The organism is Alkalicoccobacillus plakortidis (assembly GCF_023703085.1).
Lineage (GTDB): Bacteria > Bacillota > Bacilli > Bacillales > Bacillaceae_D > Alkalicoccobacillus > Alkalicoccobacillus plakortidis.
Map to the genome: position 1 here is coordinate 513,756 of NZ_JAMQJY010000002.1, position 18,766 is coordinate 532,521.

At 39.1% G+C, this 18,766-nt stretch carries 16 protein-coding genes and 3 pseudogenes; 5 read left to right on the plus strand and 14 right to left on the minus strand.

Annotation, left to right across the window (positions count from 1 at the left end):
• Nucleotides 1–85: 85 nt before the first annotated feature.
• Nucleotides 86–739 (minus strand): GntR family transcriptional regulator, encoded by a 654-nt coding sequence (locus tag NDM98_RS17145; RefSeq protein ID WP_251610295.1) that lies wholly within the window; start codon nucleotides 737–739, stop codon nucleotides 86–88.
• A 156-nt stretch (nucleotides 740–895) separates the two neighbouring features.
• Here NDM98_RS17145 and NDM98_RS17150 point away from each other — a divergent pair, with 156 nt between their 5' ends.
• The 3 genes and pseudogenes from NDM98_RS17150 (at nucleotide 896) to NDM98_RS17160 (ending at nucleotide 6,178) form a co-directional block, all read left to right on the plus strand.
• Entirely contained in the window at nucleotides 896–2,242 is a 1,347-nt protein-coding gene (locus NDM98_RS17150; protein WP_251610297.1) for a 6-phospho-alpha-glucosidase, read from the plus strand.
• Nucleotides 2,243–2,335: 93 nt separating this feature from the next.
• On the plus strand, nucleotides 2,336–3,898 hold the full coding sequence (locus tag NDM98_RS17155; RefSeq protein ID WP_251610299.1) for a PTS transporter subunit EIIC: 1,563 nt from the start codon (nucleotides 2,336–2,338) through the stop codon (nucleotides 3,896–3,898).
• Nucleotides 3,899–4,194: 296 nt separating this feature from the next.
• Nucleotides 4,195–6,178 (plus strand): annotated as a pseudogene (locus tag NDM98_RS17160) (YjhG/YagF family D-xylonate dehydratase).
• A gap of 160 nt (nucleotides 6,179–6,338) precedes the next feature.
• Here NDM98_RS17160 and NDM98_RS17165 read toward each other — a convergent pair.
• From NDM98_RS17165 to groES, 3 genes are all read right to left on the minus strand, one after another.
• Complete coding sequence (locus NDM98_RS17165; protein WP_251610307.1) at nucleotides 6,339–7,235, minus strand: fumarylacetoacetate hydrolase family protein; 897 nt, start codon at nucleotides 7,233–7,235, stop codon at nucleotides 6,339–6,341.
• 406 nt (nucleotides 7,236–7,641) lie between these two features.
• On the minus strand, nucleotides 7,642–9,285 hold the full coding sequence (groL, locus tag NDM98_RS17170) for a chaperonin GroEL (protein ID WP_251610309.1): 1,644 nt from the start codon (nucleotides 9,283–9,285) through the stop codon (nucleotides 7,642–7,644).
• Nucleotides 9,286–9,328: 43 nt separating this feature from the next.
• The gene (gene groES / locus NDM98_RS17175; protein WP_251610311.1) at nucleotides 9,329–9,613 is read right to left on the minus strand and encodes a co-chaperone GroES; all 285 of its coding nucleotides are present in this window, start codon (nucleotides 9,611–9,613) and stop codon (nucleotides 9,329–9,331) included.
• Between the two features lie 275 nt (nucleotides 9,614–9,888).
• Here groES and NDM98_RS17180 point away from each other — a divergent pair, with 275 nt between their 5' ends.
• Both NDM98_RS17180 and NDM98_RS17185 read left to right on the plus strand, forming a co-directional pair.
• Nucleotides 9,889–10,611: a CPBP family intramembrane glutamic endopeptidase gene (locus NDM98_RS17180; RefSeq protein ID WP_251610313.1), complete on the plus strand. Its 723-nt coding sequence runs from the start codon at nucleotides 9,889–9,891 to the stop codon at nucleotides 10,609–10,611.
• 1 nt (nucleotide 10,612) lies between these two features.
• The gene (locus tag NDM98_RS17185; protein WP_251610322.1) at nucleotides 10,613–10,816 is read left to right on the plus strand and encodes a DUF4305 domain-containing protein; all 204 of its coding nucleotides are present in this window, start codon (nucleotides 10,613–10,615) and stop codon (nucleotides 10,814–10,816) included.
• Nucleotides 10,817–10,865: 49 nt separating this feature from the next.
• On the opposite strand, the gene NDM98_RS17190 is transcribed toward NDM98_RS17185, so the two are convergent.
• The 10 genes and pseudogenes from NDM98_RS17190 to NDM98_RS17235 all read right to left on the minus strand — a co-directional run bounded on the left by NDM98_RS17190 (nucleotide 10,866) and on the right by NDM98_RS17235 (nucleotide 18,605).
• A complete protein-coding gene (locus tag NDM98_RS17190; RefSeq protein ID WP_251610324.1) occupies nucleotides 10,866–11,168 on the minus strand; it encodes a hypothetical protein in 303 nt (100 codons plus the stop codon).
• 665 nt (nucleotides 11,169–11,833) lie between these two features.
• Nucleotides 11,834–12,745 (minus strand): glycine betaine ABC transporter substrate-binding protein, encoded by a 912-nt coding sequence (locus NDM98_RS17195; RefSeq protein ID WP_251610326.1) that lies wholly within the window; start codon nucleotides 12,743–12,745, stop codon nucleotides 11,834–11,836.
• 18 nt (nucleotides 12,746–12,763) lie between these two features.
• The gene (locus tag NDM98_RS17200; RefSeq protein ID WP_251610328.1) at nucleotides 12,764–13,510 is read right to left on the minus strand and encodes an ABC transporter permease; all 747 of its coding nucleotides are present in this window, start codon (nucleotides 13,508–13,510) and stop codon (nucleotides 12,764–12,766) included.
• Nucleotides 13,507–14,514, minus strand: coding sequence for an ABC transporter ATP-binding protein (locus NDM98_RS17205; RefSeq protein ID WP_251610330.1), 1,008 nt, complete (start codon nucleotides 14,512–14,514; stop codon nucleotides 13,507–13,509). The genes NDM98_RS17200 and NDM98_RS17205 overlap by 4 nt, the downstream gene beginning before the upstream one ends.
• A 19-nt stretch (nucleotides 14,515–14,533) precedes the next feature.
• On the minus strand, nucleotides 14,534–15,187 hold the full coding sequence (locus tag NDM98_RS17210) for an ABC transporter permease (RefSeq protein WP_251610332.1): 654 nt from the start codon (nucleotides 15,185–15,187) through the stop codon (nucleotides 14,534–14,536).
• Nucleotides 15,188–15,407: 220 nt separating this feature from the next.
• Nucleotides 15,408–15,939: pseudogene (locus NDM98_RS17215) on the minus strand (DoxX family membrane protein).
• A gap of 186 nt (nucleotides 15,940–16,125) precedes the next feature.
• A complete protein-coding gene (locus NDM98_RS17220) occupies nucleotides 16,126–16,959 on the minus strand; it encodes an STAS domain-containing protein (protein ID WP_285804031.1) in 834 nt (277 codons plus the stop codon).
• Nucleotides 16,960–16,991: 32 nt separating this feature from the next.
• Complete coding sequence (tatC, locus tag NDM98_RS17225; protein ID WP_251610334.1) at nucleotides 16,992–17,744, minus strand: twin-arginine translocase subunit TatC; 753 nt, start codon at nucleotides 17,742–17,744, stop codon at nucleotides 16,992–16,994.
• Nucleotides 17,745–17,762: 18 nt separating this feature from the next.
• Nucleotides 17,763–17,942, minus strand: coding sequence for a sec-independent protein translocase protein TatAY (gene tatAY / locus NDM98_RS17230; protein WP_251610335.1), 180 nt, complete (start codon nucleotides 17,940–17,942; stop codon nucleotides 17,763–17,765).
• 16 nt (nucleotides 17,943–17,958) lie between these two features.
• A pseudogene (locus NDM98_RS17235) lies at nucleotides 17,959–18,605 on the minus strand (redox-sensing transcriptional repressor Rex).
• Nucleotides 18,606–18,766 lie beyond the last annotated feature (161 nt).

Consider the following 18,766-nt stretch of genomic DNA (forward strand, 5'->3'; position numbering starts at 1 on the left):
TATTAGTTTCTTCTCCTCAACTTACGATCGATTTGCAGTAATCGTAAATTTGTATTCATCACTCTTAAAAAACAAATCGGTGTATTCAAAAACCGTGTCGTCTTTTAGCGTAGATAATAATTGTACTTTTATAATCGGTATCTGTTCTTTGAGCTTGGAGTAATTCTTGAATTTCTTCTGTTGGAAGGATTGGGATGACTTCCTGATAGCTGTCTTTAATCTTTAACTTTTTCACTGATTCAATAAAATCATATTTGGAGCCTTCCATAATTTGATACGTCAAATCAGGAAACAATTCTAAAGGCAAATATGTATCCTCCACAATAAGTGGTATATCATCAGCCCAGCGTTGTCTTCGAATGTAGTAGACCTTCTCGCCTTCCTCCAAACCTAACGCTTGAACAATCCTTTCCTCTGGCTCTACCACAGAAAAGGTAAGAACTTTATTAATGATGTTTTTATTTAGCGCGCGCATCTCCTCAGTAAATCCAGTCAATTCATAGATATTATGCTCATATTTATGCTCACTCACATACGTGCCACTGCCTTGAATTTTATAGAGAAGTCCTTGTTGGACAAGAACTTTAATCGCCTGTCTAACAGTTACACGACTTGCTTGGTACGTTTCAGAAAGCATCAATTCAGTCGGAATAGCGTTACCTTCCTTCCACTCTCCTTTTGATATTTCTTCTTTCATTTGTTGAGCTATTTTTCGATAAAGCGGTGAATGATTGCTCATACAAGGCTCCTTTTCACGATCAATTGTATTCATACTATATCATATAATTTTTCAAGCCATCTACACCACTAATTGTTGACGGTTTCATCGTTTTGTATTATATTTGTATACATATTAAATAATATAAATATAATACAAATATTCAGGAGGCTATTTATGAAGAAACAAAACCTAGTCATTGTAGGTGGCGGTAGCACATATACAATCGGAATGATTATGAGTTTAATAGAAGAAAAAAAACAGTTCCCACTAAAAACAATTACGTTTTATGATACGAATCAACATAGACAAGAGAAAATTGCGAAAGCCGTTGATATTATTCTTCATGAAAAATACCCTGAGCTAGAGTCATTCTCATGGACAACCGATAAAGAGACAGCTTATAGAGACGCTGATTTTGTTTTTGTTCAGATCCGCACCGGTGGACTTGCAATGAGAGAAAAAGATGAACAGATCCCACTAAAACATGGTGTAGTTGGTCAAGAAACATGCGGGCCTGGCGGTATGGCTTATGGCTTCCGTTCTATTGGTGACATGATTAAGGTTGTTGAAGATATTCGCACATATGCACCTGATGCGTGGATCTTAAACTATACGAATCCAGCAGCTATCGTAGCAGAAGCGCTTCAAAGACAATTCCCACATGATAAAAAAATCTTAAATATTTGTGATATGCCTGCTGCGATTATGGTTAGCTACGCTAAAATACTTGGCAAAGAAATATGGGATCTTGTCCCTGAATATTTCGGATTAAATCACTACGGTTGGTTTACAGATATTTATGACAAACAAGGAAATAGATTAACGGATGATATTAAGAGAGCTATCACTGAAGATGGATTTATCCCTGAAGACTCTGAAATTGTTAATGATCCTTCATGGATTAAAACGTTTAAACAAGTAGAAGTCATGCTAAACGATTACCCAGAGTACCTGCCTAATACATATCTACAGTATTACTTGTATCCATCTGATATGGTTGATAAAGATGATGTCAAAAATACACGAGCTCGCCAAGTAATTAACGGTAGAGAGAAACGAGTTCATACGTTAAGTGAGCAAATCATTGAGGATGGATCAACAAAAAATGTAGAGCTTGAAGTGGATATCCATGGTCGTTACATGATTCGTGTCGCAGCCTCACTTGCTTATAATCAAGGAGAAACGTACATCGTGATCGTAAAGAACAATGGCATTATTTCTAATATCCAAGATGACGCGATGGTTGAAGTTCCAGCTGCACTAACTGCACAAGGTCCAAAACCATATGCGGTTGGTGAGATCCCTACTTTCTATAAAGGAATGATTGAAGGACAGCTTGCCTTTGAAAAGTTAGTTGTTGATGCTTGGTTTGAGAAAAGCTATAACAAACTGATGCAAGCTTTAACATTAAACAGAACGGTGATTGATGCTCCAAAAGCACGTGCCATTTTGGATGACCTTATCGAGGCTAACAAGGATTATTGGCCAACTTTAACAAAACAAAAGGCATATACACCTTAATAGAACATGGCGGTATGTATTACCGCCACCTATTTCTAACACGGCATGATAGCGTTACCATATACTAAGCTGAACAATTTAGGAGGAAAGACTATGAACTTTGCTTCACTACAAAAATTCGGGAAAGCCTTAATGGTTCCCGTTGCACTCTTACCCGCAGCAGGGATTTTACTAGGATTAGGTGCAGCATTAACCGGACCACTAACTGATGTCTTTACCTTTTTACAAAATGATACCGTTGTAGCCATAAGCGAAGGAATGTCTCGTTTAGGTTTAACCATCTTTGAGAATTTGCCTATCATCTTTGCTATTGGCGTAGCAATTGGTTTGTCTGGCGGTTCAGGAATTGCTGGTTTGGCTGCTTTACTTGGTTACATCATGATGAATACAACCATTTCGATTGTACTTGGTATCACCCCAGAAATGGCCGCATCTGAAGGTGAATACGTCCTTGCACTTGGAATTCCAACACTTGAAACGGGCGTGCTCGGAGGAATAGTTGTTGGTCTGCTAGCTGTATGGGTTCATTCGAAATTCAAACGTTTTCAACCTCCAGAGGTACTTGGTTTCTTCGCGGGTGACCGCTCGGTGGGGATTGTCATGGTTTTTCTTTCTATTATTCTAGCATTTTTGGTTATACTCATTTGGCCACCCATCCAAACAGGAATTGATGCTGTAGCGAATGTCATTGCTGGTGACTCAACAAACCCAATCTATATAGGTATCTATGGATTTCTGGAAAGAATTCTTATTCCTACAGGACTTCATCACATCTGGTATGCTCCTTTCTTATGGACAGGTTTAGGTGGAACAATGGAAGTTGCAGGGCAGATGGTATCAGGAGATCAATATATCTTCCTTGCTCAAATTGCTGCTGGTGTAGATGTAACAGCAGGCCGATTCATGGCAGGTAAATTCCCTATCATTATGTTTGGTTTGCTCGGGGCTGCCTTAGCTATGTACAAAGCAGCTGATAAAAACAATCGTCCAATCGTAAAAGGACTATTAATCGCGGCTGCTGGTACAGCATTTCTAACGGGTATTACAGAACCACTTGAATTTACTTTCTTGTTTGTAGCTCCAATCCTATTTGGTATCCATGCTTTATTAACAGGTGTTAGTTTTGCTGTTGCCTACATGTTAAATGTCAACTTAGGATGGGCAGGTGGATCAGGACTCATTGATTATGTACTTGTTAATGTCATACCAGGAACAAACAACTGGTGGATGAACATTGTACTCGGTGCCATTTTCTTTGTTATCTATTACTTCCTCTTCTCCTTTGTGATTAACAAGTGGGATTTAGCCACACCAGGTCGAGGTGGACAAGAAACGAAGTTATATACTAGAAAAGATTTTAATGATAAAAATTCAGAAGAAGCAACGGACGTACAAACAGATAAAAAAGACTATCAACTTAAAGCTAAAGATATTCTAGAAGCACTTGGCGGAGAATCCAATCTTGAAGAAGTCGATGCCTGCTTTACTCGTCTTCGTGTAACGGTAAAAGATGCAGAAGCCATAAATGAACCTCAACTCAAAGCACTTGGTGCTGCAGGGGTTATGAAGTACAACAAAAACATTCAAGCAGTATTTGGTGGAAAATCAGATTTATATAAAAATGAAATTCTTGATTTACTGAAGAAAGATGATTAATTAACTATTGATGGAGAACCTGTTCGCGCGTGAAGATGTGCGTGCAGGTTCTTTTTTTGCGCACATACAACTAAAATTCGCGCATTCTAATCATTTTTTGCGCACTTAGCCTATTTTTCTGAGCACATGGTCTTTGTTTTTGAGCATTTAACACTTTTTTGAGCAAACATAGATATATTTTGAGCATCACTTCGGTTTTTTTGAGCCTTTTCTTCATACAATCATATTACCTTTATATTGTGATCAATCCAATCTCCTTATATAATAATGTAAGCGCTTTAAATAAGGGGGTTGTCATGAATTATTCGATTGATGATTTATTACAGACACCGACTGATGAGATGTACAATATTAAAACCGCTGCTCCTGGCGCAGAAGGAAGTCTTCCTTTGACAGATCAAATGCTTCGCTCATCCCCTAGTGGTGATCTGTTTGGCTTATCTCAAAACGTAGGCATGGGCTGGAAGCTAGATCAGCTGCTTGGTAAGGAAGTGCTATTACTCAGTACACAAGGTGGAATGAAAGATCACACTGGTCAACCCGTTGCACTTGGTTACCATACTGGGCATTGGGAAGTTGATCTATTAATGAGAGAAGCAGCAATGGAAGTAACAAAAGCAAAAGGTATGCCTTTTGCAGCATACGTTAGTGATCCTTGTGATGGTCGGACTCAGGGTACAGATGGAATGTTTGATTCTTTTCCCTACCGTAATGATGCAGCTATTGTGTACCGTCGACTCATCCGTTCGTTGCCAACTAGGAAAGCCGTCATTGGTATTGCTACCTGTGATAAAGGTCTGCCAAGCCATGCTGCTTGCCTTATGTTCAATGCATGAACTTCCAACGATTCTTGTACCAGGTGGGGTCACACTCCCTCCTCTTTTTGGTGAAGATGCTGGCAAGATCCAAACCATCGGTGCCAGATATTCCAATGGTGAGCTCTCGCTTAAAGAAGCTTCAGAGCTTGGATGCAGAGCTTGCGCTACATCAGGAGGTGGCTGTCAGTTTCTTGGTACTGCCGCAACCGCACAAGTGGTAAGTGAAGCATTAGGACTATCCGTTCCCCACGCTGCCTTAGCCCCCTCTGGTCAGGAAATTTGGAAGGAGATGGCCAGACAATCAGCTAGAGCAATCATTTATATGGAAAACACAGGTATCAAAACAAGGCATATTGTTACTGATGCATCCATTCGGAATGCCATGGTTGTTCATGCAGCTTTTGGCGGATCGACAAACCTCCTTCTACATATTCCGGCTATCGCACATGCAGCCAAATGTAAGGTTCCAACCGTTGAAGATTGGATTCAAGTAAACCGGGAAACGCCTCGACTCGTCAGCGTTCTTCCGAATGGACCCGATTATCACCCGACCATCCGTGCGTATCTTGCAGGAGGAGTTCCAGAGGTGATGCTCCATCTAAGAGATTTAGACTTGCTTGATTTAAATGTTCTAACGGTTACCGGCAAATCACTGGGTGAGAACCTAAATTGGTGGGAGAAATCCGAACGTAGAGAAAAAATGAAACAGCGTTTAATGGAAGCGGACGGGATAAATCCGGAAGAAGTTATTATGAACCCATCTCAAGCTAAAGCACGTGGTATGAGTTCCACCATTACCTTTCCAATCGGCAACATAGCTCCAGAGGGGGCCATTATCAAATCAACGTCTATAGATGCTGACGTGATTGATGAGAAAGGTATCTATTATCATAAAAATAGCGCAAAAGTATTTTCTAGTGAACGAGCAGCCATTGCAGCCATTAAAAATAACATGATTCAGAAGGGCGATATCATGGTTGTCTCAGGTTGCGGCCCATTAGGAACCGGTATGGAAGAAACCTATCAGCTAACCTCTGCCCTGAAGCATTTATCTTATGGAAAATATGTCACATTGATTACCGATGCCAGGTTTTCTGGTGTTTCAACAGGTGCATGTATCGGTCATGTAGGGCCCGAAGCCCTAGCTGGAGGTCCCATTGGAAAGCTAAGAGATGGAGATTTAATCGAAATCCAAATTGACACGGTCAATCTAGAAGGTCATCTTCACTTTCTAGGGTCCATCGAATCGGAGCTGACACCTACCAATGGGGCAATCGTTCTTGAACAGCGAACAAAAAACGGTGATATTAGGCCAGCACCAAACTTGCCTGATGACACGCGCCTCTGGGCCGCTTTGCAAAATGTAAGTGGAGGAACGTGGAAAGGTAGCGTCTATGACGTCGATCGTATCATTAAAGTATTAAAGGCCGGAGAAGAAGCACTGGCTAAACAACATAATTAAAAATAGTAGAGATGGACCTCACGATGGACCTCACATTAATGGTCTATCTCTACTATTTTTGTTTAGTCAGATTCTTGCTACATCAGATTAATCTCTTTTTAAGAAAAACATCGCTCTTGCTAAACAGTTTGCAGTTCCTCTTGCTGCAATAATCAGTCACTCAAAGTGAAGGTGTTTTCGTTGAATGATCACTTTGCAGAACAGGATTATTTAGAATACCAATGCCTGGAACCTCAATCTCAATCCGATCATGTTCACGTAATGTGAATTCGTTTGGAGGAACAACACACGTTCCAGTTAATAGAATGGTTCCATCAAAGAGTTCATTATCCAGTGTTAAATAATGAACTAGCTCTTCTAATTTACGCTTCAACTGATTTACTTGTGCCCTTCCCTCAAATACCAATTTTTCATTTCTGAAAATCCGGCAAATAATTTCAAACTCATATGGATCAACCACCGCTTCTTTTAATATAATCGATGGACCAATGGAGCATGAATGCTTCCAAACCTTTGCTTGAGGAAGATATAATGGATTCTCTCCTTCGATGTCTCGACAGCTCATATCATTTCCCGCAGTATAGCCTAGGATGTTACCACTCTTATCTAGGACCAATCCTAACTCTGGCTCTGGAATCTGCCAATTTGAATCCGAACGTAAGTATACAGGATCATTTGGACCTACCGTTCTGGCTGCCGTGGACTTAAAGAAAATCTCAGGACGTGTAGCATTATAGACCTTATCATAAAAAGTTTCTGCGTTTAGCTTCCCTTGAGTAGCTTCATAGTTACGGGCTTCTTTACTTTTTTTGTAGGTGACGCCGGCTGCCCATACTTCTGGAGCGTCTAGTGGAGTGGTAAGTTCAAGCTCAGCCAAAGCTAGGTGGGATTGATTTTTTGAGAATTGCTGAACCAAATTTAGCGGTGTTTCATTCTGACTCTTCGCTTCTGTGACCATTGATACAAAATCCGAAAAGGGTAGATCAAACACCATATTATCTTCCGTCACTGCTGCTAATTGTTTTCCGTTAACTGTTTTATAACGAATAATCCTCATATATCTTGTCCTTTCTGCTTTGAATTTGGGAATAAATGAATGCGCTTACATTGTAGTTTTAACTGGTGTATTTGTCAATTAATATTCCATTTATACTACCTTATTGTTACTAAACTTTATGGACTAGCTTTTCGCGCAAAAATTCAATAAAAATGAGCATTTTTGAATTTTTTGCTCCTCCTTAAGGTTTTTTTGAGCATCAAGCTTATCTTTTTGAGCATTTATCATTTTTATGAGCACCTATCGAAATTTCTGAGCACTCTTAATCTGTTTTTGAGCATCTCAGACTTATTTCTTTGACCAGTCTAACTTCATACAGTTATAAATACTCATAAAAAAAGAAGCCCCAGTAAAGGTTAATCCTCTTTACTGGGGCTTTCTCTTATCAAGGCTCACGAGCGAATGATTACATCATTCCGCCCATGCCGCCCATTCCACCCATGCCGCCCATATCAGGCATTCCGCCTCCGCCAGCGTTTTCTTCTGGCTTATCAGCGATTACGGCTTCGGTTGTAAGAAGCATTGCAGATACGCTTGCTGCGTTTTGAAGAGCAGAGCGTGTTACTTTAGCAGGGTCAACGATACCAGCGTCAACCATGTTTACGTACTCGCCAGTTGCAGCGTTGAAACCAATTCCAACTGCTTCACCTTTAAGACGTTCTACGATTACAGATCCTTCAAGACCTGCGTTGTGAGCGATTTGACGAACTGGTTCTTCAAGAGCACGGATTACAATGTTTACACCCGTTGCTTCGTCTCCAGTAGCATCTACAGCTTGAACGGCTTTAAGTACGTTAACAAGTGCTGTACCACCACCAGCTACAATTCCTTCTTCTACTGCTGCGCGCGTAGAATTCAGGGCATCCTCGATGCGAAGCTTACGTTCTTTCATTTCAGTTTCCGTTGCAGCTCCAACTTTAAGGACTGCTACTCCACCTGCAAGCTTAGCTAGACGTTCTTGAAGTTTTTCTTTGTCAAACTCAGAAGTTGTTTCTTCTAGCTGAGCTTTGATTTGGTTTACGCGACCAGCGATTTGATCTGCTTGACCAGCACCTTCAACGATTGTTGTGTTTTCTTTTGTTACAACAACCTTGCTTGCGCGACCAAGTTGAGAGATGTTCGCTGATTTAAGATCAAGTCCTAGATCTTCAGTGATCACTTCTCCACCAGTTAGAACTGAGATGTCTTCAAGCATTGCTTTACGACGATCTCCAAATCCAGGAGCCTTAACAGCTACTGCATTAAATGTTCCACGAAGTTTGTTCACAACAAGAGTAGCTAGAGCTTCGCCTTCAACATCTTCAGCAATGATTAGGATTGGACGGCTCTGTTGTACAACTTGCTCAAGAACTGGAAGTACTTCTTGGATGTTTCCGATTTTCTTATCAGTGATAAGGATATACGGATTCTCAAGTACAGCTTCCATTTTGTCAGAGTCTGTAACCATGTATGGAGAAGAGTATCCACGGTCAAATTGCATACCTTCTACTACTTCAAGCTCTGTAGAGAAACCTTTTGATTCTTCAATTGTGATAACGCCGTCGTTTCCAACACGCTCCATTGCCTCTGCAATGATTTGGCCGACTTCATCGTCACCTGAAGAAATAGCAGCAACCTGTGCGATTGATTCTTTTCCTTCAATTGGTTTTGCGATCTTTTGAAGCTCTTGAACAGCAGCAGCTGTTGCTTTCTCAATTCCTTTACGGATAACCATTGGGTTAGCACCAGATGTTACGTTTTTAAGACCTTCGCGAATCATTGCTTGAGCAAGAACGGTAGCAGTAGTAGTACCGTCACCAGCGATGTCGTTGGTTTTGCTTGCTACTTCAGCAACAAGTTTTGCACCCATGTTTTCAAATGCATCTTCAAGTTCGATCTCTTTAGCAATAGTTACACCATCATTCGTGATAAGTGGTGAACCAAATTTTTTCTCAAGAACCACGTTACGTCCTTTTGGTCCAAGCGTTACTTTTACAGCGTTTGCAAGTGCGTCTACTCCGCGAAGCATGGAACGACGTGCATCTTCACTAAACTTAATATCTTTAGCCATTTTGTCTGCCTCCTAGTTAAATCTTGAGTATAAGCTCTTTTATTTAGCCAATTACAGCGAGAACATCGCTCTCACGTAAAATCAAATAATCTTTTCCATCATATTTCACTTCAGTACCTGCATATTTTGAGAAGATAACAGAATCGCCTTCTTTAAGCTCAAGCGCAACACGCTCGCCATTATCTGTTACACGGCCTGCTCCTACAGCAACGATTTTACCTTCTTGTGGTTTTTCTTGTGCTGAACCCGGTAGTACAATTCCGCTTGCTGTTGTTTCCTCTGATTCGATTTGTTCAAGAACAATACGATCACCTAATGGTTTTAACAAGGAAAACACCCTCCCTTTGATTACTATGTAGTGGACTTATTAGCACTCGTTCGCTATGAGTGCTAACACAATTCTTATGATAATCATTACAGCTATCTTTTGCAAGTCATTTGCGTGAATTTTTTTGTCGAAACACTTCTAACTTTGCGTTGGTAGTGTTTGTGCGTACTTCTTCTATATTATTCGTCACAGTCATAAGGCATCCCTTCTGATTTTCTGCACAGACTATGATAAAATGAACAAATGATTTGACCACGAAAAAAGGAGCAATTGTTTTGAACATACGGTATTGGTTTATCCTTGTCACTTTTATAGCCATGCTATTTGGCGCGGTTCCATTCGTGCTATTATTTAGAGCACTTGGGATCTCAGATATTAATCAACTGATTGGCTATTCAACTGTTACAAGCTATATCATTGGTACGATTATTATCTTTCTACTTCTCCTTCCCGATATGCGGCTTGGAAATCTAGATCGCAACCGCTCAAATATTGGTATGACCATTGTGTGGTCGATTACTGGGATCTTTCTAGTTTTTGTTGCACAGTACGCAGCTGCGTTAATTGAAATCTTTGTCTTTGGAATTGAACCTGGATCTGAAAACACGGAAAGTCTAGTTGAGTTAAGCCGGGCTGTACCATTTATGATTATTGTAATTGCAATACTTGGACCAATTATTGAAGAGATTGTATTCAGAAAAGTATTGTTTGGCTCTCTGCACAAAAAAATGAACTTTTTCTTTGCTAGTACGTTAAGTTCATTGGTTTTTGCTGCAGCACATTGGGACTTTGAACATTTGCTTGTTTATCTTGCAATGGGTTATGCTTTTGCTTTTCTGTATGTTATTAGCAAACGTATTATTGTACCAATCATCGCGCATATTTCACTCAATTCATTTGTTGTGCTTGTTCAAGTTGTTTTTTACGACGACATTCAGCGATTAATGGAGCAGTATAATATTGATGCATCTATGATTTTGCGTGTGATAGGAGGCTAATATGAGAATCATTTCTCCTGTTCCAATGGCCATTTTTTATTTTTTACTTGGTTCATTATTAATTTATTTTGCAACTAGGCATGTCGGAGCAAATGGCTTGACCTTTCTTAGTTATTTCTTTGTCGCTTTTGCCGCTTATGACTTTTTTGTAGGCATACGATTACTTCTAATGCGTAAGACAATTAAAAAGATGCAAGATAAATAATTGAACATGCTTAAAAGCCCTACTCCAACCTTGGAAATGGGCTTTTTTGTTATAACTCTTCATATACTACTTTTGTTTTTTTCTTAGTGACCGTCGACCAGCTATAAACTAGGTGTTTTCTATCATCCATTGAGTGCTTTTTTATCGTTAGAACTGTTTCAGTGCCAACTGTATCGTCCAACTCATTCTTTGTAGGATTTATATCTGACACTGTTTGTATCTGTGACTCTTCATCTATTTGATATGAGTTTGTATACTGCTCCGTTTCAATGTTGTTGGTTGGTTCACTACTAATTGATGCAATCAAACAGACCATACAAAAAAGCGGAATCCAAACGTAAAGTTTGTTCATCGCCATTCCTCCAAATTGTTTATCATTATTTTATATACCCTTACACATTTTTTCAAAACATTATTTTTAAAAAAGGATATGGATAGAAGTTTGGATAACCTATAGGTGATTCTGCAATTTAGCCGCTCCCGGGATGGGCGACACGCTTTCCGTGGGAGGGCGACAGCCTAATTTAGCTTTGCCTAATCATTTCAACCTTGCCCTTTAGTCGTGACCACTGAAAAAACTAGCTAAAAATCAGCTCATGTGCACCGCTCCAGGAGAAACACCCGCTTCCAACGGGAACGGCCTCAGCCCTTGAAGTGGAAGGGCACCCCCTCAATGTCGCTCTGCCTCGTTCTGTTCCGTAGGAGTCTTCGGTTTCTCCTTCCGCTACTGTTCTGGTCAACCAAATAGCGAACGTTCCTTTTTAAGAATAGTCGTCATTTGGGTCTGTCTCTATCCTTTTACTCTGGACTCTTCATTTTTGATAAGATAAGTGTATCAAACGTGAAAGTGGTGGCTGATTATGATCTGAAAACAACAATCTCTCCAAAGATTAGCTTACCAGCCTACCCACTGGTGCAAACAAAAAAACCGAGCCATTATGTTAGTCAAACAACATAATGGCTCGGTTATGGTGATGCTAAACATTTTTTTCTTAACATCTTTGTTGTGTCCATTAATCAATCTTCTTCAAGTAATCCATTTTCAACTAACCAATTATACGCAACAATCGATACACTTTGACCTTCGACATCTACTTCATAATTTAATTGCCTCATGATTTCAATATCTAGTTTGTCAGCCAATTCTTTTGTTAGCACTTCTATATCGGGATGTTCCGTAAGTACATCCTCATTAATTGTGACGGCGACGTTATATGGTGGAAAAACCGATTGATCATCTTCTAATGGAATTAAATCATATTGATCAATTCGTGGATCCGTTTCGTAACCTAAGCCTACGTTCAGTTCCTCATTGTATAAGGCTTCATATATTAATCCTGCATCCATCTGTCTCAGTTGTCCGGCACCGAATGCAAAATCATATGTCTCTTCAACACTTGGCAAGCCGTCTGGACGATTCGCAAATTCTCCATCCGTTCCAAAAGAAAGTGTGTTTGGATTCTCATTCACGTAATCAGCTAAATCACTTAACGTCTCAATTCCGAGTTCATCTGCTTCTTCTTGCCTCATAAGCAGCGTGTACGTATTATTTACATCAGAAACGTTAATCCAATCGATTCCATTTTCTTTATCAAGACGTTTAACCTCAGCAAAAGCATCATCAGGGTCAGCAATTGGATCCTCACCCATATAGCTAACTAATGCTGTTCCGGTATATTCCCAATATAAATCAACCTGACCGTTCTCAAGAGCAGTACGAACAACATTACTACCTAAGTTAGACATCTGTCTAACATTATAACCTTCGTTTTCAAGCAAATGAAAAGTCATTTCTGATAAAAGCTGCTGCTCGGTAAATGTCTTAGCCCCAAGTGTCAGTTGGTTACTTCCTGCACCAAATACACTACAGCCACTTAATACAATGAACAGTGCTAATGTTATATGTAACGACCCAAATAGGCGCTTCATTCTATTGACCCTCCCTTCTTATTCTACAGTTTGTAAGGTAGCTGATTTAGCCCCTTTTGGTGTAACTGCTCTACCCATCCAGGCAAGAAGCAAATCAATTCCAATGGCCATTAAGGTAACAGGTACCGCACCTGACAATAAGAAACCATTATCAAACAAATTAATTCCTGTAAAAATCCAAACTCCTAATCCACCGCCACCGATGTAATAAGCAAGCGCCGCGGTTCCTACATTTAAAACGATTGCTGTTCGTAAGCCAGCAATGATGGCATAGCTAGAATTAGGTACTTCTATCCTCCAAAAAATTTGTGAAGGTTTCATACCCATGCCTTTACCTGCGTCCTTCAGGTTTGAATCAATGGAATTAAAACCAGCCACAGCATTTCGAAAAATAGGGAGAACTGAATAAATAAATAAGGCAAAAACTGCAGGAGCAAAACCAATGCCTAAGATCCCGATCATCAGGGCTAAAACGGCTAAACTTGGAACCGTTTGGGCCAAATTTGCAACATTCGACGTAATCCACTCAAATTTTTTATATTTTGGTCTTGTCACGAATACAGCTAAAGGCAAGGCGACAATCACCGCCAAAAGCGAAGATACAGCAACAAGTAGCAAGTGCTGTCCAAACAAGATCAAAAAGGTTTCAGAGTCAGAGAAAATTCGATTATAGTAGCCGTTTGCAGCTGTCCAAATGAAAAACAATGCAACTAACACGTACAAGACCGTTTTAACGATCCGGTTAATGAGTTGATTTTTACTCACGTGATCACCTGCTCAGATTGTTTTTTCGTTTTTGGACGAACCTTCATCTCTAAATGAAGATACTTTTGCACAAGATCAATTGTGATCGCTCCTTTTTCTTGATCATTATCATCTAGTACAACAATCTGATCCGCCTCTTGATTTAACAACATCGCAAGTGTATTTCTTAAATCCGCGTTAACATGCACGGTTTTTGAATCCTCAACAGATTGATCGAGTCCTACAAGACCAATCTCGGCTTCAAGCTCAGCAATCGTATGCAAGCTCAAATGTTTAATTGCACGATCTTTTCCAATAAATGAAGAAACGTACTCATTAGCTGGGTTAATTAGAATGTCTGACGGAGAACCAAACTGCATAATTTCACCGTCTCTCATTAAGACAATTTTATCTGCCATTTTGATTGCTTCATCAATATCATGGCTAACAAACAGAATTGTCTTTTTAACTTCTCTTTGAATTTGCAAGAATTCATCCTGGATTCTCTCACGAATTAGAGGATCTAGGGCACCAAAAGGCTCATCCATTAGCATAACGGGAGGATCTGCCGCTAATGCACGTGCTACACCAATACGCTGTTGTTGACCACCAGACAACTCATTCGGATGACGTTTTCTAAATTCGTCTGGATCGAGCCCAATTAACTTCATTAGTTCATTATAACGAGCTCTTTTTTTCTTTTGACTCCATCCAAGCAGATCAGGAACAATCACAACATTTTCTTCAATCGTCATATTTGGAAACAATCCATTGCTTTGAATAACGTAACCAATTTGCCTACGCAGCTCAATTTCATTTAATTCATTTATGCTTTTACCATTAATTTTTATATCTCCTTCTGTCATGGTTTCTAAACGATTAACCATACGTAACAAGGTGGTCTTTCCACAGCCAGATGGACCTAAAAAAATCACAATTTCCCCTTCTTTAACTTCAAAGCTAACATCTTTTACTGCGGTTACTTCACTCGTATATTTTTTTACTACATGATCAAATGTAAGCATTTATTCACCTCTATCTAGATTATTGGGTTAAACCTTTTGGAGTAAGCCACTTCTGAATAAAAAATAAAAGTCCATCTGCAACAATTGCCAATAATGAAACTGCTACTGCCCCTGCGATAATCGAATAATGGTCTCCTCTAGTAATGCCTTGTACGATTAGGCCACCTAATCCTCCAGCACCAATAAAAGCTGCAATAACACCAATCCCAATATTCAAAACAACAGCCGTTCGTATGCCCGCCATAATAACCGGCATTGCATTTGGAATCTCGACTCGCAAAATACGCTGACTACTTTTCATTCCTATTCCATTTGCCGCATCCTTTATTTCTGGGTTCACGTTTTTAATGGCTGTATATGTATTACGAATGATTGGAAGTTGCGAATACAAAACAAGCGCGGTAAGAGCTGGAACAAAGCCAATCCCTTGATTAATAATCGAGAAAAAAGGAATCATTAATCCAAAAAGCGCAATACTCGGAATGGTTAATAAGATAGACGCAGCTTGTAAAACCGTCTCGGCTAATTCATCATTTGTTGTGAGATAGATTCCAATCGACACGCCTATCGCAATGGCAATAATTAATGCCAGACCGACTAAAACAATATGTTCAATCGTCATGCTAATAATCGTGGATTGATTAATTTGTAGAAACTGAATCCAATCGGACATTTACATCATCACACTCCTTTTCATTTTTTCTGAACTGGATAAAAACTTTAGTAGGGATAATTAAGTGAGGGGATTCACAAGACATCGTATGTATACTGAGCACTAAGTAATAGTGTTCAGTAACGAGGGATAATATCTATTACCCTAATCGACACGTATTAAAACCTACAAAATAAAAAAACTGTCCGAGTGTGTCGTAATCACTCGAACAGTTTTTTTATTAAGCTAGATGTTCACTTGGTTTTAGTGGATTTTGATCTATAAGACGATTCTTTTTGTTTAATCTATTTTTCACAAAAGGTATTAGGTAACGATCAACTCCAATTCTTCCCGCGTTAGCTCCTGCTACTAAAATAATGATGCCAAGCAGAATCATTATTGGGTTCGTAGAGATTGTTCCAAGCGAGTAAAAATGAGAAGTTCATGACGATTCCAAAAAACGCCGCTGTTGTTGTCAGTAATCCTAAGATAAGTCCAAGTCCAACAATAATTTCTCCCCATGCTACCATAGTGCTAAAGAGACCTTCATATGGTAATGCGACATTTTCAAGAAAGCTCACGTAGAAAGGATAAATCACTTCTTCACCCTTTACTACTGGGTTAGCAACAGCTGCTTGTAAAAAACCACCAGCTGAAAACTCTCCTGTTACTTTTCCGAGCCCTGAAGTCAACCACGTCCATCCAAGATACACACGTAAGATCACCAATAATCCTGCTGCCCATTTACTTTCTCTTAAAAATCGATTAAACATATGAAAACCTCCTTGTTTTTTATTATGTGAAATGTTTCACATTGTCTTTCTACTCATAGTATAAGCGATTTCATTCGCTTTGTGAGCGTTTTTACAAGAAGTACATACTTTGTTCACAACTTCACAAACTATCACTTATCAAATAAAAAACGAACAGTCTCCTGTCCGTTTTTTGTGTCATTCCTATTAATTACTGGCTAATGCTTGCGCTAATGTAGACTTGATATTAATCTGCTCAAATGACAAGCCAAGCTGCACCGCGGTTTGTGCAATTTCAGGACGAATTCCAGATAGAGTTGTTTGTACTCCAATAATAGATAATGCAGAAATTAATTGAAAAATTTCATTGGCTACCATTGTATCGATGATCACAACACCAGATAGGTCTAGGAAAAGATGATCTACACCCTTCTCTGCACATTGAGCCAATGTGTTCTCTAAAATCGATTTAGCACGGGCTGTATCAATATCTCCTACTAAAGGAAGCAACGCACTATTGTTTTGAAGCAAAATGACTGGAGAGCTAAGTTCGTTAATCATTTCTTTTTGTGCTTCTAACTGGACTGTTGTATTGGTATCAATCTTTTTGATGAAATGGTGAATAGTGAAATCCAATGTCTTAATGACTTGTTTTCTCCATTCATCAGCCAGTTCCTTTGATGCTTCGGTTGAATTCTCTTCAACAAATTTATTAATGTAGGATAGGTAAATATCTCTTGTTCTCACAAATTCTCTAAACATTTGATGAAGTGGTGTTTGTAAATGTGCTCGATCATTGCCAATTTCATTGATCCAGCTATAAATTCGTTCTTGTACCTCTGAAATAGGTTTTGTAAAAATTAAATTTAATGTAATTAAGTATGCTGTATTTTGTTGCATTAATTTATGTATCGCATCTGAATCCTTCACAGAATAAACCGAATCTACATCATCTTCCTCAAGCGTTTTAAACCAATCTTCTGTAATGTTCTTAGATTCTTTTTCCATAAATTCATATAGCGACTGATTAATCATCGTCATAGCCTAAACCATCTCCATATCGTTTTTAATTTTTAATCTGATTGCTTCTTTTGAGCTGCTTCTTCAGTTAGTTTGTACTTACGATAGGTCAGCTTTGAAAGCCATATACTAAATTCATAAAGTAACAATAAGGGTACAGTAACCATTAGATGTGAAAATAAATCTGGTGGTGTGATGAACCCAGCAATCACAAGTAGGACAAAATAAGCGTATTTCCGTATCTTACGTAGAAGAATGGGTGTTAGTAATCCAATCCGAGTTAGAAACATCACAACTACTGGTAGTTGGAATAATGCACCAAACGGCAAAATTAATTGAAACAAAAAAGCAAAATACTCGTTAATCCCGTACTGTTCCGTAATATCCAGGCGATCTGCCATACTAGCCATAAAGGAAAGGATAAATGGAAAAAGAACAAAATAAGCAAATGCAACACCTGTCAAAAACAAGACAAATGCAATGGGAATATAGGCAAGTGTTGCTTTCTGTTCCTTCTCATGTAGACCTGGTTTCACAAAGGACCACAGTTGATACAGAACCACTGGAAAAATGAGAACTATACCAATGGCAAAGGTAAAGGTCATAAATATACGAAGTGGATCAGTCATTTTAAAAGCATTCATTGGCAAATCTCGAGCTTCTGGCGTCTGCTGAAGCAACGTGATAAGTGGTGATGAGACAAAAAATCCAACAATCAGCGCCACTGCAAAAAAGACGAGGACGATAAAAAGTCTTCGTCTTAATTCCTCAAGATGGGCCCATATGGACATTTCCTGTTCTTTCATATGAAATCCTTCCTTATTTTAAACTTGGTCTTTTTCGCGTTTCTTATCGTCTTCATCATCAGCAAGACCTTTAGTTGCATTCTTAAACTCACGTAGGCTTGATCCAAATGCTTTTCCTAGCTCCGGAAGCTTCTTCGGTCCAAAGATTAGTAAGGCAACAATCGCAATAAGTATAATACTCATTGGTCCCATAGGCATAATTTATTTCTCCTCCTTATTGTGGTGAATCTAATGGATAATGCTTTAGAAAATACACAAGTGCTTGAAGCTCAATGGCAAGATCAATATGATGGACTCTAACAGAATCCGGTACAGTTAGTCTTGCAGGTGTAAAATTCAGAATTCCTTTTACTCCAGCTGCAACAAGCCTGTCCGCAATTTTTTGAGCAACTGGTGCCGGAACGGTCAAAATAGCAACCGAAATATTTTCAGTGTGCAGTTCTTCAAATTGGTCCAGATCATGAATCACTACACCTCCAACATCAGTACCGATCTTATTCTTGTCTACATCAAATGCCATGTCAATCTGGGTATTATTATTTTTAAAAAAGTTATAGTGAAGAAACGCCGTGCCTAGATTCCCGACTCCAACAGCATAACCTTTGTTAAGTCATCTTGATCTAGTGTTTCACGAAAAAAAGAAAGTAGATAATTAACATTGTACCCATATCCTTTTTTTCCTAAAGCGCCAAAATAAGAAAAATCTCTTCTGATTGTTGCAGAATCTACTTTAACCGCTTCACTCAGTTCTGTTGAAGATACTCGTTGCTTACCGGAAGCATGTAAGTTCTCGAGGAACCGATAATAAAGTGGAAGTCTTTTTGCAGTTGCTTGTGGTATCTTCATTTGGTCTGACTTCATTAGTTTCCTCCTGAGATTGTTCATCCTCTTTCTGAAGAGAGAACTACCTATATTGTACACTATTTTACGAGGAATGTAAGGGCTAGCATAAGAAGTATTCATAAGTTGTGAGGATGTTCTGTTATACGTTACACTATATAAAAAGAAGTGTACACGGGAAG